At 43.6% G+C, this 21,856-nt stretch carries 15 protein-coding genes; 11 read left to right on the plus strand and 4 right to left on the minus strand.

What is annotated here, in order from left to right:
- Positions 1-50 precede the first annotated feature (50 nt).
- Positions 51-1,019, minus strand: a complete 969-nt coding sequence (locus V6669_RS15830; RefSeq protein ID WP_338586837.1) for an HTH domain-containing protein — start codon at positions 1,017-1,019, stop codon at positions 51-53.
- Positions 1,020-1,124: 105 nt separating this feature from the next.
- Between V6669_RS15830 and V6669_RS15835 the strand changes: the two genes are divergently transcribed.
- Entirely contained in the window at positions 1,125-1,604 is a 480-nt protein-coding gene (locus V6669_RS15835; protein ID WP_338586838.1) for a GyrI-like domain-containing protein, read from the plus strand.
- Between the two features lie 97 nt (positions 1,605-1,701).
- On the opposite strand, the gene V6669_RS15840 is transcribed toward V6669_RS15835, so the two are convergent.
- From V6669_RS15840 to V6669_RS15850, 3 genes are read right to left on the minus strand one after another with little or no spacing between them, the layout of a single operon-like run.
- Positions 1,702-2,823: a Ger(x)C family spore germination protein gene (locus tag V6669_RS15840; protein ID WP_338586839.1), complete on the minus strand. Its 1,122-nt coding sequence runs from the start codon at positions 2,821-2,823 to the stop codon at positions 1,702-1,704.
- Positions 2,820-3,908, minus strand: coding sequence for an endospore germination permease (locus V6669_RS15845; protein WP_338586840.1), 1,089 nt, complete (start codon positions 3,906-3,908; stop codon positions 2,820-2,822). The genes V6669_RS15840 and V6669_RS15845 overlap by 4 nt, the downstream gene beginning before the upstream one ends.
- A complete protein-coding gene (locus V6669_RS15850; RefSeq protein ID WP_338586841.1) occupies positions 3,901-5,364 on the minus strand; it encodes a spore germination protein in 1,464 nt (487 codons plus the stop codon). The genes V6669_RS15845 and V6669_RS15850 overlap by 8 nt, the downstream gene beginning before the upstream one ends.
- Before the next feature lie 234 nt (positions 5,365-5,598).
- Between V6669_RS15850 and V6669_RS15855 the strand changes: the two genes are divergently transcribed.
- From V6669_RS15855 to V6669_RS15900, 10 genes are all read left to right on the plus strand, one after another.
- Positions 5,599-7,899, plus strand: a complete 2,301-nt coding sequence (locus V6669_RS15855) for a stalk domain-containing protein (protein ID WP_338586843.1) — start codon at positions 5,599-5,601, stop codon at positions 7,897-7,899.
- Between the two features lie 117 nt (positions 7,900-8,016).
- Positions 8,017-10,302, plus strand: a complete 2,286-nt coding sequence (locus tag V6669_RS15860; protein WP_338586844.1) for a DEAD/DEAH box helicase — start codon at positions 8,017-8,019, stop codon at positions 10,300-10,302.
- 20 nt (positions 10,303-10,322) lie between these two features.
- A complete protein-coding gene (locus tag V6669_RS15865; RefSeq protein ID WP_338586845.1) occupies positions 10,323-11,078 on the plus strand; it encodes a class I SAM-dependent methyltransferase in 756 nt (251 codons plus the stop codon).
- 199 nt (positions 11,079-11,277) lie between these two features.
- A complete protein-coding gene (locus V6669_RS15870; protein ID WP_338586846.1) occupies positions 11,278-12,225 on the plus strand; it encodes an ABC transporter permease subunit in 948 nt (315 codons plus the stop codon).
- Between the two features lie 13 nt (positions 12,226-12,238).
- On the plus strand, positions 12,239-13,108 hold the full coding sequence (locus tag V6669_RS15875) for a carbohydrate ABC transporter permease (RefSeq protein ID WP_036615551.1): 870 nt from the start codon (positions 12,239-12,241) through the stop codon (positions 13,106-13,108).
- A gap of 65 nt (positions 13,109-13,173) precedes the next feature.
- Positions 13,174-14,757, plus strand: coding sequence for an extracellular solute-binding protein (locus V6669_RS15880; protein WP_338586848.1), 1,584 nt, complete (start codon positions 13,174-13,176; stop codon positions 14,755-14,757).
- Between the two features lie 93 nt (positions 14,758-14,850).
- Entirely contained in the window at positions 14,851-16,590 is a 1,740-nt protein-coding gene (locus V6669_RS15885) for a histidine kinase (protein WP_338586849.1), read from the plus strand.
- Entirely contained in the window at positions 16,590-18,200 is a 1,611-nt protein-coding gene (locus V6669_RS15890; protein WP_338586850.1) for a response regulator, read from the plus strand. The genes V6669_RS15885 and V6669_RS15890 overlap by 1 nt, the downstream gene beginning before the upstream one ends.
- 96 nt (positions 18,201-18,296) lie before the next feature.
- Positions 18,297-20,528 carry an FAD-dependent oxidoreductase gene (locus V6669_RS15895; RefSeq protein ID WP_338586851.1) on the plus strand — a complete coding sequence of 744 codons (2,232 nt, stop codon included), beginning with the start codon at positions 18,297-18,299 and terminating at the stop codon, positions 20,526-20,528.
- Positions 20,529-20,545: 17 nt separating this feature from the next.
- Positions 20,546-21,754: a GDSL-type esterase/lipase family protein gene (locus V6669_RS15900; protein ID WP_338594966.1), complete on the plus strand. Its 1,209-nt coding sequence runs from the start codon at positions 20,546-20,548 to the stop codon at positions 21,752-21,754.
- Positions 21,755-21,856: the final 102 nt, after the last annotated feature.

Below are 21,856 nucleotides of genomic sequence, written 5' to 3' on the forward strand. Positions count from 1 at the left end.
ATATGAATATGATTCCATTACAAGTCGCTGCGATAGCGGCTTTTTTTGGTTTAAGGGCAGAATAAACTTATTCTCTCTTGTACGGCATTCAGGACTTCTTCCGGAATTTCCTTAACCTTGATATCTTCACCTAGAAAAAGCAACCAATTGGTCATTTCGGTTAATTCGTCTGAGTTATGAACATTCACAAATGCCTTTAGGAGGGCTGTCGTTTGGTACGGATTCGTATAGGCAATTGAAAATTTTAAAGGATGGTACTTTTTATATTGAGCAATCGCTTTTGGGCCAAGTTCCAGGACAAGGTTGATGACCTCTTCCTGTGTATTTCGTTTTAGTTTTTCTACAATCTTTTTTGTACTCACTCCTTTTTTCGTCGGGTATGCTTCGACATGGATGAGGTTGTCCACTGATACAATTCGTCTTTTTTCTTCCTCCAAGTCAAAACCTTCAATGATCCAATGGCCTTTTTGATGATGAAGGTGCAAGAGAACGATGGGATAGGACTTTGTTTTCTTCTCTTCTTGGAAAGTAACTAACAAATAACGTTCTATAAGAAGAATCTGGATGAGTTTTTCCAAGGTAGGGTGGGGCAGGTCTGACAGATCTAACAAGTCTGGATTATAGGGATTGGTCCCTTCAAAAAGCAATATTTGATTCAAATGCACAAGGTCATCTTGCTGATTTTCTGAGATAAGGCCCAATAATTTTTCAGCCAAAGATTGACGACTCTTCAGATAAGGAAGTTGTTGATTTCTTGTCGCCATAAAGGCAATGAATAACGCTTTGATTTCATTATCGGTGAACCGGACAGTAGGCAGGAGGGAGTTGTTCATGACAAAATACCCCCCGTCGCGCCCAACTTCAGCGACAAGTGGCATTCCCATAGCTTCAATTTCTCTGATATCTCGAATGGCTGTTGAACGGGAAATGTTAAATTCTCGCATGATTTCGGAAATGGTAAAGTGGGCACGGTTATTGATATACCGCGTGATGACATTAATGCGTTCAACTTTTTTCATTGGGTCTCCTAAACAGTATCATATTCTGACATGATTTAAGGTTATTATAAACCCATCAAGTGAAAACACAAATCAATTGAAAATTGAAAGAGGACGGTGTAAACCATGAGTAATTATCATTTTGAAGAAAAAGACAGCTTTATCGTGTTAGGGATTGGAATAGAGCTTAAAAGCGACTACAAAGACTATGCTGGTATCAGCAAGGAGAAGGCGGATTTTTGGTCCACAGTAAAAGAGAATGGAAGCCTGGACACATTAAAGTCTCTGGCTACTAATGACTATATTTTTGCTGTAAACGAAGCCGTGAATAACAAAATGATGCATTATGCTGGTGTCATGACAGAAGAGTCTCTGCCAGAAGCAACAAGAGTAATCCAATTTCCTAAGGGAGCATACCTGGTTGTGAAGGGCGAAGCAGAGACGGCTGATGCGCTCAGTAATATGCTTACTGGCATTGCCTTTGGTCAAGCTCTCCCCGTAGAAAAGGATTATGCTTATGTTGGCGGTCCGAATACAACGGTTGAAATGGGAGAGAAAAACGGTTTGGTATATGGTGAAATGTGGATTCCTGTTGTTAGGAATTAGTACGAAGGGGAGATCTGAAGACTTTTGAGTTGAATATGAAGGACAAAGCTCTCTTCCAAATGGAAGAGAGCTTTCCCAATTGCACGACAGCACGCTATTAATTTAAAACGCCACTACCGATTACTTTTACCTTTATTTCCGGGTGAAAACGAACTTGGGCATACTGTTGATTCCAGTCTAAGCTTTTCCACAAGTCCGGGTGATGGGCGATTAAGTGTCTGCCAATACCGAAGGAATCACACCCGCTCTGCTGAAGTGTCTTGATAATTAGTTCTGCGTCCTGAGTCATGTCATCGGATAACTCGCGGTTCAGACGTTCAATCGTTCCCTTTTCCTGAAGATGATTCATTGCATACTCAACAATCGTTACTGGAAGTTCGATATGGAGATTCACATCAATTTGGCTATCATGTGCAACCTTTACCGCGAGTTTACGTTTGATTTTTTTGGTATTCGCTTCGTAAGTGATATAGTTCCGTGGATTATTGGAAGGACCAGGATGAATCTTTTTGACAAATCGCGCTGTTTTATTCCATTTACCACTCATAATAACGTATAGAGGGGCCTGTTCGATATTAAGACTCCCACTGAACCTTTGCCCGTGAAACAGGGCGATTCCTCGCGCATCAATTTCCTCTCCATTCTTAAATAGATAAGGCAACGTAAAGTCCTGTCCCGGATCCAGCATGGGTGGGAGAAGGGTTTCCAGCGTCATTTCAGGAAAAATGCATAATTCCTCCAAACTCTTAATTTTTTTCGTTATAAACTCACCAATCAATATGCTGCCCACTCTTTTTTGATGTAACAAATCGCCGGCCTCTCCATCCACAATCGCAATTTTTACATGTGAGGTCGGGTAATCAGGTTCCCGATATAAGACATCCAAGTAGGGGTAGATATCATTTTGTGCGAGTTTGTTGCCATATAAGATCATCCCATATTTGAAAAACCGGATATCACCCGTCACTTTAGCGCGAATTCTATCCGTGCTTTGTCGGACGGATCTCCCGGTACCTGAGTGGACTTCATTACCGTTGCTCCCTTGTTGACTCTCAGAATCATCGACAATTTCAAGCGTCTGTTTAATTTCACCCTCTGATGTGATGTCGAACGACGAAGCATTAGCCAGTCTTGCATCTTTTAAACTATCCTGATCCCAGCATCCCGTCATCACCATAAGCAGGATCAGCAGGACAAGGATTTTTCCTCGTTTACTCATATCATCTTCTCTTTTCGTTTCATTATATAAGATAGAACCAACAGTAGCAGAGGCAGGATCATGAGGAAAAAGTAAGCCGATCTGTTGGCTATCGTACTAATCAACTCGAGTTTTTCCCGCTGTTGTGGCAGATAGGCAATTACACAAGAAGCAAGAACGACATAGGGCACAGCTTTTTTATGGTGTTTTTGTTTGAAGAGATAACTTATACCATAAGATGCCGTATAGTAGTAACCGCAGATCGCCCCAAAAATAGAAATTAACCAGATAGGGAGGAACAGGAAATCGGCCCGATCCATTGTCCCGAGTGGGATTGAACGGAGCAAATAAATGACAGGTTCAGGCATTAAGTCAAGTTGCTGCGGACTAAAAGCCGTTGAACAAATAAACACGGTAAATGCATACAACATCACTACTACAGCACTTGCCAGAGCAACAGACTTGAGTTTGCCACCGCTGTTACCTTCAACCATGGGAAAAACAACGAGAAAAAACTCAAATCCGAACATAGCCATTAATGTTTCGGTTGATCCACTAATGATTTTGGGCCATCCTGCTTCGGTTAAAGGCAAAAGATATAACAGATTGATTTCCTTGAGTCCATAACTGATCAATACCATCATGGGCAAGATCAAAAAGGAGATGAGTACAAGGACCCTGGCAATGATCCGTAATTTTTGCCTAACCAAATAGATACTGCTGAACAAAAAGAGGGCTAATATAGCCCACCGCGGCGTATCCTGCAGCATCCAACGGTTGATTACACCATAGGCGTTGACCAACACAGAAGTGCCCATTAATAGGAAATATCCAACGTAGGCAATGATCAGCAACTTTCCCATCCATTTACCCGTAATCAGCGTGACAATGTCATAAATGGACGAGTTCGGGAATCTTCGCATCAAAAGCCAGCACAACAATATGACAAGTTGAATCAGGAAACCTCCAAGGAAAACAGAGATCCACCCACCGCCTTTTGACAAAAGATGTATCCGATAAGGGAGAGACAATATATCTACACCGATTTCAAATTTCATGATGAGCAAGAACAATTGTCCCCGAGTGATCGTTGTTTCCTTATTCACGTTTTTTCCAACTCCTAGAGAACTTCTGCTGATTCAGCCGCTGAGGGCGGGCATCATGAGGACGCCCGCGAAGCGCCCAAATGGGAAATCGAATCCATACATCCTTCATGTCAGCTAAGCGGAAAGGGGCCACTGGAGCAAAATAAGGCGATCCGAAGTTTTCCATCTTACATAGGTGAATGGTTAGAATCACCAGACCAAATGCGATGCCGATATATCCAAAAAGCGCTGCTCCGATCATCATTGGAAAGCGGAGAATACGGACTGCCGAACTCATCTCATGGGAAGGCACCAAAAACGAGGAGATAGCAGTTAGGGATACCACAATAATCATTGTATAGGATACAAGCCCCGCACGAACGATAGCATCTCCGATAACCAAACCGCCAACGATGCCGATGGTCTGGCCCACTCGGCTGGGAAGTCGAACCCCGGCTTCTCTTAATACTTCAAAGATCAGTTCAAGCAACATTGCCTCTACAAGTGCAGGAAAGGGGATGTTCTGCAATGATTTCTTGATTGTGTGTGCCAGCTCGATCGGTAAAATGGCGGAGTGAAAAGAGATGGTTGCAATATAAACAGCAGGTAATGTAAAAGCAATGACAAAACTCATCATGCGAATTAACCTTAAAAAAGAACTGACAATCCAGCGACCATGATAATCATCCGGACTTTGATAAAAAGCAAAAAACGTAACTGGAGCAATAAGAGCTGACGGACTTCCTTCGGCAAGTATGGCGACGCGTCCTTCCATCAAGTTGGCAATAACCCGGTCAGGTCTTTCTGTATTGAGCTGCTGGGGAAACAGTGAGAAGGGGTTATCCTCCACAAACTCTTCAATAAAGCCTGGAGCGAGCACCATATCTGAAGATATGGATGTGATTCGCTCTTCTACTTCGTTCACTAACTCCGGATTGGCCAAGTCCTGAAGATATACAACTGCAATTTTGGTATGTGTCTTCTCGCCGACATTAAAATATCGAACGATTAAAGATGGACTGATAATTTGTCTGCGGATCAGATTCAAATTAACCGAAAGCTGCTCTACGAATCCATTGTGCGGACCTCGAATAACACCTTCGTTTTCCGGTTCGGTTGTGCTACGGACATACATTTTCTCGGTAGAAAGAATGTAAAACTCCGGGTACCCATCGATTATGTAAAGACATTTCCCTTGAATAAGTGAGTCTATTCCACGTTGCAGATCCGTATCTTTTCGACTTTCTAATGTGGTGAACGATGGATAGATTTTCGAATGGGCTTGCTCATTTAGTGCGGTTAAGACATGTGTTTGAATGATCTCTTGATCTACAAGTGAATCGATATAGAGAAGCACACTCTGTACGCCATTGAGTAGAAGCAATTGTTGTTTCAAATCGTCCGTATTATAAAGGGACTGTTCTACGTAAGAAATATTCTTTTTTAATTCAGAGAATGCCTGATTGGTTGGGTTCATTGATCCACCTCTTTATCAAATGCGACATGGATTATATTGTGCAAAATCAAGATGATTATTCAAAAGAGGCTTTTTATTCAAGAACTTATCACCAAACATTGAAAAATAGTTGCACTAAAATCCATAATTTACTATTCAATTAGAAACTTTTTCCTAAATCTAGCGTCTAATACTATGACTTTTAGAGGGGATCTAAATAAATGACTAGAGAGTAGAAGGAGCCAAAGACAACGCATGAATATGAAGAAGAAATTATCCATTTTTACCGCTTTAGCTGTTTTTCAAGCATTTGCAGTGGGTTCTGTGAATGCGCAATCAGCACCACAAGGTGACACCGCGTCAGTAAACACGGCCAATGTAGAATCAGTTGAGGTGTTAAAGCAAGAGCAGCCGATTGCAGAGCGTGAAGTGAAGACGGAGAGCAATAACAAATCTATCACTACTCCGCCCACTGAAGCCAAGGACACTCAAACCTCAACCGGCACTGAGGCAACACCTAAAACAGATAGCGAGAAACCTGCATTGGATGGGGGAGAGACCACTACTAATGAAACGGGTACAAAACCTGTAGTTCAAGAGGGAACCCCTGAGAAGGTTGAAACGCCAGCTACGCCTGCTCAGATAGAGCAACCATCCGTTGATGGGACGTCTCCTGCAGTAGCAGGTGGGAACTTGACGTTGTACATGAATAGCAACAAAATGGAGCAAGATGGAAAAACGTATCTTGCGGGCCAGCCAATGGCTGTAAAAAACGGTGTATCCTATGTTGCAATTCGTGCACTGGTTGACCGTGTGGGATACGGCGTCAAATACGATAACAAAACCAAGGAAACCATCATTATTAGTGGTGACGATGAACTCCGATTCAAGACGAACAGCAAAGACTATACGGTAAATGGAGAGACCAGAACGATGAAAGGCCCTGCGTATCAGCAAAAAAATACGTTCATGGTGCCGTTAACTTCCATTACTCAAGCTCTGAACATCACCTATAAAGTGAATCAGTCGGCTAAAACGGTTGTGTTGAATCTGAATACAAAACCTGTTGCAAGCTTTACCATTTCCCAAAAGGAGATCTTTGTGGGAGATCAAGTGGACTACGTGACTTCTTCCAGTTCACCTAATGGAATGGATATCGTTGACGAACGCTGGACAGGGCGCCAGGATTCATTCGATCAAGCAGGTACATATACGATTTCATATCAAGTACAGGATTCCAATGGTCAATGGAGTGATCCCTATTCAACTACGATTGAAGTTTTGGCTCCTAATCTTCCTCCTGTAGCTATGTTCGCCACGGATAAAGAACAATATAAAATGGGCGAAAAAATAACATACACAGACCAAAGCACAGATGATGAAAATAATATTGTTAAAGCAGTATGGGAGAACAATTCACTTGCGTTCTTTGAACCGGGTCCAAAAACGGTGACACTTACGGTTACTGACAATCACGGCGCTACGAACACGTATTCCAAAGTCATTACCATAACGAATGAGACCTTATATTCATTTACCGACTTCAATTTACTTTTCACGCCGGTAGGACAGAAATTCACCTTTAACGGCGGCGAAGTGACTACGATGGAGAAAGTCCCGTATACGTACATGGATGAGCCAAGTTTGCTGATCCGCAGTAACAGTCCGGAAACTGTGAATACGGAAGGCATTGTATATAAAGAATCATCTTCGGGGCAGACCCGTTTCATGATTCACCACGTGAACAATACAGGCAAAAGAGTAAAAATGTATGTGATTGCAACCAATAACAATCCAAATCCGGCAGTATTTGAACAACAGAATATGGGCTTTGCTGGCCCTACACCGTATGCTACCGTAGCTGGGAAATTGTCTATTGATAAATGGTTCAAGTCGATTCAGACTGGAGCGGATCAAAAGAAAGAGTACCTTCAACCTGGGGAAAGCAAACTGATTTTGACAGAACTTAATAAAACGCCAATGAAAGAAGGACAAGTCATTTCTCTCTATTCGGACGCTTATAGTGATTATTCCCTAGACTATAACGTTATCCTGGTGGAAGAAAATAAAGATCCGTTTGAGGCTCTGCCATTGTTACCTGTGCTTGATCGTGACGGAGTACACAACCGTGGTACGTACCCGAATGCGACTCGCATTATAAAGTACGATGAGCACGTGGGAATCAAACCTGCCCGTCTGCCACTTGGTGACAATTCAAGCGATCCCAATCTGGTAGGAACAGATCCGATGGCTTACACAGACGCATCCAATGCGGGTAATTTCGGCGTATTGTACAAAATCACGCTGACCAATGTTGCACCGCGTACACTTATCTCCTTTAACCCTCGTGGAGGGAAGTACTCCGGAGTAGCTCTGGTGAACAATCAGTTGGTATCGATTGCCGAAGGTAACGTTGCGGTTGCCAATTCAAGTGAACAAAGCGTGCTTTACCGCACCGGTTCAACTGGAGAGAGCGTAACCATTCTATTCTCTGCCGCACCAGGAAGCAACCTGCCGGTGAATCTGCTCTTTACACCACTCCCATCGGAGAAGTAATCTAGTTGTCTCTTATAACGAATAGTTTGAGTGGCGCGTTAATCATCGACAGAAAAGACTCCGTATGGAGTCTTTTCTTTTCACTACTTATTTCTACTAAGGAGGAATCAAATTCCGATGAATGTAGTCGTCAAGTTGATACGTGAATTCAAAGAGCGGGATACCCGGCGTTTGTTGAAAGATTATCGAGACAGAGTGGGGCTTATCAGGAAACGGAATTTGGAAGTTTGGGATGATCAGCGCCTGCAAGCAGAATCTCTTCGACTGCAAGAAGAAGCAAGATCAGGCACGCCTTTGGATGATCTGCTTGTTGATGCTTATGCTCTAGTCTGCGAGGTTGCGAAGAGAACACTCGGATTACAGCCTTACGATGTGCAAATTATGGCTGCGATTGCTTTGCACGAGAGATTCTTGATCGAGCAGCATACCGGTGAAGGAAAAACACTCTCTGCTGTTATGCCTGTTTATCTCAACGCTTTGACAGGCAAAGGCGTTCATGTGCTTACTTTTAACGACTACTTGGCAAATCGAGATGCCGAGTGGATGGGCCCGATCTATCGCTTTCTTGGGTTAACGGTAAGCTCGGTTCAAGCGGGCATGAGCCTGTTCGAGAAACGGGAAGCTTACGCCAAGGATATAACCTATGTTACGGCTAAAGAAGCAGGGTTCGATTATTTGCGTGACACAATAACATTCAATGAGGCTGATACCGTACACCGTCCTTTCCACTACGTCATCGTTGACGAAGCGGATTCATTGCTTCTTGATGAAGCACGGGTGCCGCTAGTCATTAGTGGCGATTCGAGTGCTTCCAAGAGTGATGGCAATCTTTTCGCAGAAGTGGCCCGGCAGCTGCAGCCAGGTGAGCATTACGATTTTGACGAGTTCCAACGGAACGTTTACTTGAATGAAGCCGGTGCTGCAAAAGCGGAGTTGCTGCTGGGATGCGGCAATTTGTACGATAGCCATAACAGTCATTGGTTAACGTCATTGAATTGTGCGCTGCATGTGGAATCGTTATTAAAAAAAGACGTCGATTATATCGTCCGGGACGGTGTAATTGAGCTAATCGAAGAACATACAGGTCGTGTGGCCGAAAACAGGTATTTGCCGGACGGGTTGCAAGCTGCGCTGGTGGCCAAAGAAGGGTTGCAGTGGAAGGCCGGCGGGAGAATTCTCGGCACAATCACCATTCAGCACTTTATTAGCCTGTATTCGGGAATTTGCGGAATGACGGCTACGGCGTACGCTTCAGCAATGGAATTCGAAGATATCTATGCGCTGCAGGTTGTGCGAATTCCGCCGAACCAACCCAACATACGGATTGACCACAAGCATCGAATTTACACCCACAAAGAAGCCAAATATAAGTCGCTTGTACAAGAAATCTCTTCCGTCCATAGAGAGGGACGCCCCATTCTTATTGGTACGTCAAGCGTTGAGGAGTCTGACATGTTGGCGGAGGCGCTGGCGGTTGCCGGTGTACCTTGCCAGGTTCTGAATGCAAAAAACGATGCAAAAGAAGCCGAAATCATCGCTAAAGCCGGAGAAATCGGGGCAGTAACGGTATCTACGAATATGGCTGGACGCGGCGTCGACATTCGTCTCGGTGGGGGCAACCCCGTGCAGGCAGAGGTAATTGCCAAGCTTGGCGGATTATACGTGATAGGTACATATGTGAACGAAAGTATGCGGATTGATGACCAGCTGCGCGGACGTTGCGGCCGCCAAGGTGACCCTGGAGCTTCCGTATTTTATATTAGCCTGGAAGACGAGTTGATGCTTCGGTTTGGCATTCATAAACTGTTTCGCACTCCCAATCAGGAAGAGTTTCTTGATGATCCGGCGCTTCACAGCAAAATCGAGCATATTCAGCGCGTTATTATAGGCCAAAACTTCGATATTCAGCGGGAATTGAACTGTTATTCGGATATGGTGGAGGATCAGAGGCGAATTCTATATGAAGAACGGCTCGGAATTTTGAAAGCTGAGAGACTGATGAGTCCATCGGAGCAGCGGGTACGGCTTTTTTATATCGACGAGTTCTGGGCAGACCATCTGGCATTCGTTTCTTACATTCGCGAAAGCATCCATCTCGAGAGCATTACCAGTCGCAACCCGATCGACGAGTTTCATACGCAAATCACCCAAGCATTCGAGCAAATCCCGGCTAAAATAGATCATGAGTCGGCCCAAATGCTTCGAAAACTTAAAGGTTCGAATGATCCCGAAAAATGGGAACAGTTCGGTCTGAAGAGTCCTATTTCAACTCGGACTTATATGATTAACGATCAATACAGCCAAGATAAGCGCAGTAATTGGACAGGAACGACCGTATTAGCTTTTTGGGGCAGTAAGATTTTGAAGTTGTTACTGAGGCCAGTATATAGGATGTCAAAATAGTGATGGGAGCGTGACGATCGATGAACAATAAAGAACGGTTTACGAGCCGGGTCGATTCGTATTTGAAATACCGCCCGAGTTATCCCAAAGAGGCTATTGACTATCTGTACGACATCGTCGGTTTACGTGCGAACAGTACCATATCAGACATCGGTTCAGGTACTGGGATCATCTCAAAACTACTTTTGGAACGCGGAAGCTATGTAGTTGCGGTCGAGCCAAATCAGGCAATGCGAGAAGCCGCCGAGCAAATGTTAGAAAGTGATCCGCAATTCCAGAGTATAGCAGGTTCCGCAGAATCTACTGGATTACCTGATCAGTCGGTTGATTTTATTGTCTGCGCTCAGGCATTTCACTGGTTTGATCGCTCCGCAGCCCAAATCGAGTTTCGCAGAATTCTGCGGCCAGGTGGGAGAGTAATACTCATCTGGAATTCACGTCTTACAGACGGTACTCCATTTCGTGAAGAGTACAATCAACTGCTCCATACATATGGAACCGACTATGAAAAAGTTAATCATAAAAATATTTCTCAGACGATGTTGCTCTCTTTTTTCAAGGAAGGTTCTATGCATGAAATGCGATTCAGAATGAGTCAGAAGTTTGATTTCGAAGGATTGAAAGGCCGTTTGTTATCATCTTCTTACAGCCCTGTACCCGGGCATGCAAATTACGATCCAATGATGACGGAACTGCGGAATTTATTTGATAAAAATAATCAAGAGGGTACTGTTCATTTCGATTATGAAACTGAGATTTTTTGGGGAGAAGTATAAATACGGCATGGAAAGTCGCTACTATAGCGGCTTTTTTTTATTTTAGTGGAACAAGTTTTTATCTCACTTGCCGGGATTAGCTGTTGGAACGAGCCCAGGCACACTTCCTTAAAATCTTATAAGAAATTCTTGATATTTCAGAAATTTATCCGAAAGGCGGGTGCTATTATACACATACAAACCAAGACGAGGTGATGAAATGCAAGCAAAATTGGCAGCGGACGCCATTCCCATCTCCAAAAAGCGAAAGACATGGATAAGGACGATCCAAAAGTACAAGGTGATGTATGCTCTTTTATTACCAGCCTTAATTTACTTTGCAGTGTTCAAATACATTCCTATGGCGGGAATCATGATTGCTTTTAAAAACTATAACCTGGCTTTGGGGCTATGGGATAGCCCTTGGGTGGGATTCAAAAATTTTACGGATTTTATGAACGGCGTTTATTTCTGGGACATCATGAAAAATACGATCATCATATCGCTGTATAAGCTATTGTTTGGTTTCTCCGCGCCCATCGTACTTGCTTTACTCCTCAATGAAGTGTATAGCCAATGGTTTAAAAAAATCGTACAGACAATCACTTATTTGCCTCATTTTCTGTCATGGGTCATTGTTTATGGAATTATGGTCGCATTACTAGCCCCAGGCGATGGTCTCTTTAACATGATTATGAAAGATTTTGGTTTTGAACCCATCTCGTTTCTAACGGAACCTGCCTGGGGCAGATTGCTGATCATCTTATCTGAAGTATGGAAGGATATTGGATGGGGGGCGATTTTGTACCTTGCCGCCTTGGCAGGAATCGATCCAAGCTTATATGAAGCGGCTCGAATAGATGGCGCTTCCAAATGGAGACAGCTCTGGCATATCACGTTACCTGGCATTCGAGGAGTCATTATTCTGATGCTGATTCTGAAATTAAGTCATATCCTGGATGCAGGTTTTGACCAAATATTCATGTTTGCCAACACCTTTAACCAGGAGAAGATCGATATTATCGACACATGGGTATACCGGGAAGGGTTGGAGCGTCTTAAGATTGGCTTGGCTACTGCTGTAGGATTGTTTAAAGCTGTCATCGGATTTGCTTTAGTGTTGGCAGCGAATAAGCTCGCCAAAAAATTCGATGGGCAAATCTGGTGAGGTGGTCTTTAGAATGATCCATATGACAATCGGGGAAAAAGTCTGGCAAACCGTCGTTTATGTAGTTCTTATTATATTATCCCTACTGTGCGTGCTACCCTTTCTATATGTGGTTGCTGTCTCCGTAACACCAGAATCGGAAGTATTAAGAAGAGGGATTGTGATTATACCAGAATCCTTTACCTTTCTGGCCTATAAAGAAGTATTCATTTCTCATGGGATCTGGCAGGCGTACAAAATTACGTTGTTCCGAACGATTGTAGGCACGGCGTTAAATGTGTTTTTTACAGTCATCGCGGCCTACCCGTTATCCAAAAAATATTTGCCCGGAAGAAGTCCGTTTTTACTCTTCATTGTGTTTACCATGATGTTCAGTGGAGGATTAATTCCGACTTATTTACTAATTCGTTCCTTGGGATTGTTAAACAGTCCTTGGGTATTAATCATTCCAAATCTCATTAGTGCATTTAATCTCGTGATCATCAAAGGTTTTTTTGAGCAATTACCTGGTGAAATCGAGGAATCAGCGAGGGTAGACGGTGCCAGTGAGCTTCAGACGTTATGGCGGATCATTTTACCCCTGTCCTTACCCGTCCTGTCCACCATTTCTTTATTTTATGCAGTCGGGCATTGGAACAGTTATTTTGATGCCATTGTATATATCAATGATTCCAACTACATGCCACTTCAAGTGATTTTGCGCAACATCCTGCTTAACGTTGCAACTCAAAGCGCTGATTCGCTCGCCAATTCCGGGGCTGTCAGTACGTTCGCTGTGCAGATGGCTACAGTTGTTGTAACTACAGTCCCGATATTGATCGTTTATCCATTTTTGCAAAAACATTTTACCAAAGGTGTACTCCTGGGATCCGTTAAAGGTTAAAAGGTGTTCCAACCTAACTTATTACGGGGAATCCGTGATAATATACAAGCAAAGGAGAGGTCAATATGCAGCGTAAAAAGATTTCATTGGCTATTCTGTCGGCAATCTTAGGACTTGGAACGCTTTTGTCAGGATGTGGGGGAGAAGAAGTAACATCGACATCTTCGAGTAATTCGCAAGGTCAGTCTGGCCAGTTTGCAACCAAAATGAAAATCTCAATGTTTAACCAAGGCACGTTCAATGCTGCTGCTCCGGTACCTCCACGGGATGAAGATATTCAACGCCAAATGTTGGAAGAAGAGATGAACATCGACTTGGATATGATGATTCCTCAAGCGGGTCAAGCAACAACAAAACTAAATACACTCATTGCAGGCGGGGATATTCCAGACTTGCTCTTCTTGAAGAGTCGTGCTGATCTCGCGCAATATTACGACCAAGGTGTTCTTGCGGATTTGACACCGTATATGGATCAGTTTCCTGAACTACAGAAGCGATTTGGCAACGACTCCTGGGAGGCGATGTCCTATCAAGGAAAAACGATTGGAGTTCCAGGTTATGATAATGTAAACGGTATCAGTCGAAGCTTCTTCATCCGCAACGATTGGCTGAAAAAGCTGGATATGGAGGTACCAACGACACCGGATGAGCTGTTCGAAGTTATGAAAGCCTTTACAGAGAAAGATCCGGACGGTAATGGCAAAAATGATACGTACGGATTCATCGGCGGTATGAATAAAGAAGGCAATCTGCAAACCTACGGCTTTGATAGCTTGATGTGGATGTTTGGCGTCAATCCTCCTTCGGCCGTTGAGATAAAAGATAATGAACCGGTATTTCTGTTTATCGATCCCAAAATGAAAGATGCACTTGCTTACATTAATAAAATGATGGCAGCCAAGGTGGTTGACCCGGACTGGGTGACGATGAATTCGCCTGATCTGTTGGACCAAAAGATGTTTAAGGGTAAAGTTGGCTTCATGATCAGAGATGCTCGCAGACTGGAACCGGATTATCAACAGAAAATGAAAGAAATTAGTGGAGAGGTGCCGGAATGGATCGTTATTCCTCCGATGAAAGGCCCTTACGGAGATCAAATTGTAGAGAGAAAATCATTCCAGGGCAATTCATGGGCCATATCCGCAAAAGCGGACGAGGATAAAATCATTCGGATCTTGTCCATGCTAAATTATCTCTTTACGGATGAAGAAGCTTATCCAAACTTTGCATACGGAATCAAAGGTATCCATTGGGATGTCGTAGACGGCAAGATCAAAAATAAAACCTCCGAGTTATCAAAGGAAATGAAAGAAAAGTACCTGTGGGTCGATCATTATAGAATGCCACGCCGTGGTGATGATGCGGAGTACTTCAGTTTCCAGAATCCGAAGACGGTGGAAGCTTTCAAGAACAATCAGCAATATGTGGGGCCAACATTGCCCGGAAATTTATTGACCCCAGACCCAAGCGATACCTTGGATGCTGACCGCACTCGTTTCATTAATGAAAGCTTAGTTAAATTTATGACGGGCAAAGAGCCTCTTTCCAACTGGGACAATTTCCTCCAGACGCTGGATACCAAGTTTGACATGCAGAAATATAAAGAAACAGCAATCCAGCAATTTAAAGAAGCCGGCCTTATCAAGTAAAAATAAACGAAGAGAGAGTGGCTATTCGTAGCCCCTCTCTTTATTAGCATATGCTATTCTTAGTTTAAAACGGAACTAAAAGGAAGATGATCGATGCGAAGAAGAATCAGCTTGCCTTTAAAATTATTTTTAATCGTATTTGCATTTGTATTGGGCTGTATCATCTTGATAAGCCAATTATCTTATCGTTATGTGCAAAAGGAAATCAGAACCAATGATATTTACTACACCAATCAAATATTAGACAAGGTAGACCAGTATTTCACCGTTAATTTTTCCTCCTTCCAAACGATTCTCTTCTCGGTCGAAACTTCGGTGAAAGCCAACATTAACAATACCGAAGTGATTAAAAAGCAATTAAGAGAGCTGTATGAACTCAACAGTAATTACGTTAGTAATATTTATTTGATCAAAAGCGATTTATCCATTCTAGGCGGAAGTACACCTACTCGAATATTCGATGAACCTTTATCTGAAAGAGCACCTTTATTTGATGCGGCTGACAAGAATAGAAGGACTACCTTTGTTAGTGAACCTTACAAATCAAAGTATTCCGGCTGGACCGTTACGATGGTTCGATATCTGAACAGTGCTCCATTTCCTATGGCCATTGCGGTTGATTTGGATCTAAATGCCATCGAAGAAACCTTGTTCAAGATTAATAAACAGGAACAAATGAATCTGGCTCTGATCACTGCGTCAGGTAAAATCATTGCCGGATTTTCTGAAAATAAAGGACCACTGAATATTCAAGATCATACGTTTTCGATCGGCGAGACGTCAGCGGAAGAAATTCTGGATACGGCAGAAACAAGCCTTCAACTGCATACCAAGGATGGTATTCCAGTTTCCCTTTTGAAAAAACCGACGGAGAAATTCAACTGGACCATAATCTCGATTAACGACGAATCACGCTTGAAAGCAGCATTGTCCCGATTGGAAACCTATTATATTGAGCTTCTTGCTGCAGGTCTACTCTTAAGTTTGTTCATTTCTTATTTGGTTGCCAAATATATCAGGAAACCACTCTATACGCTCAAAACAAAAATGAAGCAGGTGGAACAAGGCATCCTCACAACGACAATAACAATTGATCGAAACGATGAGTTTGGTGATCTTTCACGAGCATTTGATCGTATGCTTCAGCAGATTGTGGAACTGATTCGCCGGGCCGAGCTTCATAATGAACTTGAGCGGAAGCTGGAAATCCAGGTGTTACAGTCTCAAATAAACCCACATTTTCTGTATAACACACTTGGTTCAATCAGCAATGTGATACGTCTCGGGCAAATAGAGAAAGTAGATGTGGTGATCGGGTCACTCATTTCATTATTGGAGTATGGGATAGACGATGCATCTGAGAAGGTTTCCTTACGTCAGGAACTACGCAATGTAGCGGACTATATCGAGATCCAGAACATTCGGTATAACCGAAACTTCAATTTGATTGAAGATATCGAAGCAGGGTTAATGGATTTTCCGGTTTTCCGAATGCTGCTGCAGCCTCTTGTGGAGAATAGTATCTTCCATGGTTACAACGGTGGGGGAATTGAGGGCCCTATTACGATTCATGCCTACAGGGAGGATGGTATCGTCATCATCGAAGTTGTTGATCAAGGTGAGGGAATTCCAGCTGATAAAATAAAACAGATTTTAATCTCAGAACCGAGTGAAGAGGAAGTAAAAAGAAAAAGAATCGGGCTGAATAATATTCAGGGTCGAATAAGACTTCACTACGGAGATCAATTCGGGCTGGATATCATAAGCATACCTAAGGAAATAACCCGTATACGCGCTGTATTCCCGGCAGAATTGCCAAAAGGAGATGCATAATGGGGAGAGACTATACCTGCTTCATTGTTGACGATGAAGACCTGATCATTCAACGATTGGAATTGTTTTTTAATGAGCTCTCTCATAGGGATAGGCGATTTGTTCTGGTGGGCAAAGCGAATAATGGGCTGAATGGGATCGAGGAGATCATAAAACTTAAACCGGATATCGTCATATCCGATATCGTAATGCCGCGAATGGATGGCATCTCCATGATTGAGCAGCTAAAGGCGGAGCTCCCCCATACCCAATACATACTGCTGACCGCCTATTCATCCTTCGAATACGCTCAGCGAGCGATTCAAGCCAACGTATTGGAGTACATTGTAAAGGTTCCGCTGCGAGAAGCTGATTTGAATCGAGCGTTGGATAAGGCAACCGGAATTTTAAATGAGTTTGAGAAAAAAGAGGCAGAGTTTCACTCGTTAAACGTATCCGTGCTTGAAAATAAATACAGAGTCCGCAAGCAATTTTTTAACGAATTGATCCGAGGTGAAATTCCTACTCATCGGGCATCGGATTTTGCTAATCGCATGCAGTTTCATTTCTTTCAAGCGAACTATTGCTGCTTCATCGTTGAGATGAATACGTATGAAAGTTTCCGCAACGAATACGCGGCCGCAGATCAAAACATCTTGAAATATGCGATTACAAATATCATCGAAGAAACGGTGATGAGTGGTGGCAGCGGCGTAGCTGCAGATCTGTCCGATAATTGTTTTATTGGCTTTTTATCCTGGGAAAATAACCGCAGTGATATGGAAACGGAATATGCTTGCCTATCCTTGGGAGGGCAGATCATCTCTCATTTGCATCAATATTTGAATAAAAGGGTATCTGTCGCTTTTGGTGGTCCACACCGAGGCTGGGAATCGATCAAACAGGCGTATACAGAAGCTAAAAATGTGAGTGAGGATTTCTATTATCATACCGAAAAAGTCGTAAAAACTCCGATGCATCGGTTCCAATACCATAATGACAAAAAAGCAGACTTTCAGCAGAAGCTTGCTGATTTTCTTATACGCCTGAAGAGGAAGATTTCCAAGGAAGAGCTGGATAATGCACTTGCCGATCTGTCGCAATTTGTTACGGACCATAAAATCCACAAGTCCATCATGGTGCCAATGATTAGAGACTTGTACAGAGACATTACCGTGAAATTTAAATCGGGGAATAAAATGGCCACGGAAGTTCCAGACTTCCCCATGGAATTTATGGCTTTTCAGGAGCAGCTCGCTTATATTGGCGACTTCACATTCGAATACGTGCATGCGGGCCAACTATTACATCGTGCAGAAATCATGAGTGCTATGCATTTTATAGAGACAAACTTGAAACAACGTTTAACGTTGGAGGCAATTGCGGAGGAAGTGAATCTAGCGCCATCGTATTTTAGCAGCTTATTCAAAAAAACAATGAACGAAGGCGTGATCAGCTACATCAATCGTAAAAAAATCCATCTCGCCCTCGAGTTGTTAAACGTTCGGGATTATTCTTTATTAGAATTGTGCGAGGAAGTAGGCATCGTCAATGAAGGTTACTTTTGCAAACTTTTCAAAGAATATACGGGGGATACTCCTAAGCAATACCGGATCAAAATGACACGGTAGGAATCCAACTAAGGATGCAAAAAATGTATGATTTTTTCGCGAAATCCTGTAAAAAAAAACGGACCAAAACCATTACTATGATAGGAGTATCTAATCATGGAGGTTATCCAAATGGAGCTTATGAAAGCAGATGTAACCGTCATAGGTGGAGGAATTGCCGGGATATGTGCTGCCATTGCTGCCGCACGCCAAGGGCTACAGGTTTCACTTATCAATGATCGGCCGGTGCTTGGGGGAAATGCGAGCAGCGAGGTCAGAGTTCATATCAACGGGTCAGCATATCTCGGAAACAGTCCATCCTATTATGCTCGCGAAGGCGGATTGGTGGAAGAACTCAAGCTGAAGATCTTTCATTATAATCCGTTATACAACAAAAAACTTATGCTTTCACTTTCGGATACGGTCTTGCTTGACATGGTTTATGATGAGTCCAACATTTCTCTATTTCTGAATACATGTGTGCATGAAACGGGCATGGAGAACGGCAGAATCAAATGGGTGGAGGGCCTTCAATTGGCTTCCGAGAGAAAATTTCGTTTTGAAAGCCCTACCTATATCGATTGCTCCGGGGATGGAATTGTTGGGTACCAAGCAGGTGCTCACTTCCGATGGGGAAGAGAGGCGAAGCATGAATACCAGGAGGAGCTCGCTCCAGAAGTGGCGGATCATTACACCATGGGTGATACGATTCTGTTTCAAGCCCGTGACGTAGACTATCCCGTTCCTTACAAAAGGCCTGGCTTTGCGTATGATATTACGAAGTTGGAATTTTTCGATAGTATCAGAAAAGGATTAAACCATCGGTCTTTTCCAAGGAAAATCAACGGACTAGGCGGATTGTGGTGGCTGGAATACGGCGGACATATGGATATTATCAAGAATAATGAAGACATTGCATTGGAACTGCGGAAATTGGTGTACGGAATCTGGGATTATATCAAAAATAGCGGCGAGTTTGATGATGTAGACCATCTCATCCTGGATTATGTATGCCCGATCCCGGGAAAGCGAGAGTCGAGACGGTTTATAGGTGAACACATGCTGTCTCAAAACGATCTTACAGCAAAGCCTCATTTCGAAGATGCGGTATCCGTCGGAGGCTGGTATATGGATCTGCATGCGAATAAAGGCATCTACGATGAGGGTCCGGCTACCGCGTGGAATTATGTGCCGGGATTGTATAACATCCCTTTCCGCAGCTTATTTTCACGCAATATCCCTAATCTGATGTTCGCTGGCCGTAATATAAGCGCTACCCATGTGGCTTTTGGGTCCACACGGGTCATGGCAACCTGTGGTTGTATGGGGCAGGCGGTAGGAACGGCTGCTGCGTTATGCGTAAAATATGATACAGACCCTGCGGACATCGTCAAAGCGCATATGGGTGAGCTTCAGGCGCAGCTTCTTCGAGACGGGCAAACGATTGTAGGGCTTCAAGAGCCGTTAGATCCTTATTTCGCAGACGGATTAACGATTCGTGCCTCGTCGCAGCGAAGCTATGAACAACTTCATCCAACCGAAGAGGTCTCCTTAGACAAAGCGTTATGTTTGGTCTTGCCGATCCAGACATCTCTGGTTGAAAGCGTGCAGATCAAAATTAAAAATAGATCCGAGCATTCGGAAACGTTGCAAGTGAAGCTGTATGGCGGTGATCGGAAGGAAAACTATATTCCCACCAGCGAGCTGAAGGGCTACAACTTGGTGATTTCAGCGGGTCACGATGACTGGATTACACTGGACCTCAGCTGTAAGAAACCAGAAGACGACAAAATCTACATCGTATTGGAAGGTACGGCGGACCTCACTGTACACAGCAATGAAGAGAAAATGACTGGAGCGGTTAGCTTCCTTTATAGACCGGAAGAGCCGGCCAGGCTGAAGAAACTTAATAAGAGCATTTGCTTCAAAGACCTGATACCATCCCAGGATATGTATAATCCCGCAAATGTCGTCAACGGTTTTTCCAGACCTTATGGTTTGCCGAACAGCTGGATTTCGGAACGTACGGAAGGAAAGGAATGGTTGGAATTTGGTTTTGCAAGCCCCAAAAATCTGGATGAAATCCATCTTGTTTTCAATTCACAGCTGAATTTGGAGCATTTCGACGATCCAATCGAGCCACTGATCCAGGATTATGATGTGACCTTAACTTTAGAAGACGGAACCGAAAGCGAAATTAAAGTCCGTGGGAATTATCTTTCGTTGAATAAACATCAGGTGCATGCAAAAGGTGTAATCCAAATCCAGTTTGATTTCTGTGCAACGTATGGTTCGCCTTATTATGAAGTGTTTGCTGTAAAACTTTTTGCTCCTAAAAACGCTAAGTGAGGGCGGGTGAAGTCGTGATGAAGGAATTTTTCCCACGAAGAGGGCTGCCTAATGTCATTCAGAAGTTGGAAAATGGGGAACCCGTAACCATCGTTTATTTCGGCGGCAGTAATACACGTTCGAAAGGATATAGGGTCATGACGTCGGATTGGCTTCGAGGGCAATATCCCCATGCCGATATCCGCGCTGTGAACGCAGGCATTGATGGGACGGGATCGGACCTCGGCTGCGCCCGTTTGGAGACAGATGTACTGCGTCATCAGCCTGATCTTGTGTTTGTTGAATTTGTTGGCAACGATGGCGGAGTTCCCGAATCCAAAGCGAGGATCGAAGGCATTGTCCGACAGATTCGCAAGCACAGCCGGTTCACCGATATCCTGTTTGTGTATACGATCAAGGAGCGGGACTTGAACTTATTGCAATCCGGCGAGTACCAGAAGGGCGCTCTTATGCAAGAGGAAGTCGCCGACTATTACGGCATTCCTTCGATTCATCTGGGCGTGGCGGTCAGTCAAAGGGTTTTGGATGGAAAGCTCATTTTCACCTCAAGGGCAGACGTGGCCATTCCCGGAGCCGTTATTTTCACACATGATTCGATCCATCCAACGATTCCCGAAGGACATCAGATTTACACAGATACAATCACACGGTCGTTTGAGAAAATGAGCAAACTTCGAGATCACGTGGGAAAAGTAGAACATCATTTGCCACAAGACACTTTGGTACCAGCCAATCCTTGGGAGTATGCAAGTATGCTGCCACTGGATCGTCTTACTCAATTTTCCGCAGGATGGTCTTACATGATCCCCGATGATTTTGCCTTAGTACGCGAGTATGATTGGTTGTTCCCTGGTCTATGGCGAGCAGTTGATCCCGGAGAGACGATCACAGTGGAGTTTGAGGGAACCCACATCGGCTTATTTGATATCGGGGGGCCGGATTCTGGCAGATTGAAGGTGTCGGTAGATGGAGGGGAACCCTTCCTTGTTGATCGATTCACACCCTATAACGATCATAATCGAAATCAATATGTTTTCTTGCCAGAGCTACCAAATGGGAAACATACCGTTCGCTTCGAGATTGATCACGAGAAGACTGACAAAGCGTCGGTGTTTGAAGCTAGCGGCAATGAACGAAGTATGGAACATGTTCGGCAGCATCCTGCTTGGTATGATCAAACGGTCATTCAGCTTGGAAAGTTGTTATTGGTGCAACCGCCATTATAATTGATTGGTTCACTTGGAACACTTGGAAGACACCTATATTCTATTTGGCTGCAACTGAGCAATCAATTAGGATGTAGGTTTTTTTTTTACTTTACTTAAAAT

This window comes from Paenibacillus sp. Y5S-9, assembly GCF_036894235.1.
Classification (GTDB): Bacteria; Bacillota; Bacilli; order Paenibacillales; family Paenibacillaceae; genus Paenibacillus.

Bases quoted from the DNA above. Each gene is read 5' to 3' on its own strand.
- V6669_RS15830 (WP_338586837.1), bottom strand. From the start codon at position 1,019: ATGAAAAAAGTTGAACGCATTAATGTCATCACGCGGTATATCAATAAC.
- V6669_RS15835 (WP_338586838.1), top strand. From the start codon at position 1,125: ATGAGTAATTATCATTTTGAAGAAAAAGACAGCTTTATCGTGTTAGGG.
- V6669_RS15840 (WP_338586839.1), bottom strand. From the start codon at position 2,823: ATGAGTAAACGAGGAAAAATCCTTGTCCTGCTGATCCTGCTTATGGTG.
- V6669_RS15850 (WP_338586841.1), bottom strand. From the start codon at position 5,364: ATGAACCCAACCAATCAGGCATTCTCTGAATTAAAAAAGAATATTTCT.
- V6669_RS15855 (WP_338586843.1), top strand. From the start codon at position 5,599: ATGAATATGAAGAAGAAATTATCCATTTTTACCGCTTTAGCTGTTTTT.
- V6669_RS15860 (WP_338586844.1), top strand. From the start codon at position 8,017: ATGAATGTAGTCGTCAAGTTGATACGTGAATTCAAAGAGCGGGATACC.
- V6669_RS15865 (WP_338586845.1), top strand. From the start codon at position 10,323: ATGAACAATAAAGAACGGTTTACGAGCCGGGTCGATTCGTATTTGAAA.
- V6669_RS15870 (WP_338586846.1), top strand. From the start codon at position 11,278: ATGCAAGCAAAATTGGCAGCGGACGCCATTCCCATCTCCAAAAAGCGA.
- V6669_RS15875 (WP_036615551.1), top strand. From the start codon at position 12,239: ATGATCCATATGACAATCGGGGAAAAAGTCTGGCAAACCGTCGTTTAT.
- V6669_RS15880 (WP_338586848.1), top strand. From the start codon at position 13,174: ATGCAGCGTAAAAAGATTTCATTGGCTATTCTGTCGGCAATCTTAGGA.
- V6669_RS15885 (WP_338586849.1), top strand. From the start codon at position 14,851: ATGCGAAGAAGAATCAGCTTGCCTTTAAAATTATTTTTAATCGTATTT.
- V6669_RS15890 (WP_338586850.1), top strand. From the start codon at position 16,590: ATGGGGAGAGACTATACCTGCTTCATTGTTGACGATGAAGACCTGATC.
- V6669_RS15895 (WP_338586851.1), top strand. From the start codon at position 18,297: ATGGAGGTTATCCAAATGGAGCTTATGAAAGCAGATGTAACCGTCATA.
- V6669_RS15900 (WP_338594966.1), top strand. From the start codon at position 20,546: ATGAAGGAATTTTTCCCACGAAGAGGGCTGCCTAATGTCATTCAGAAG.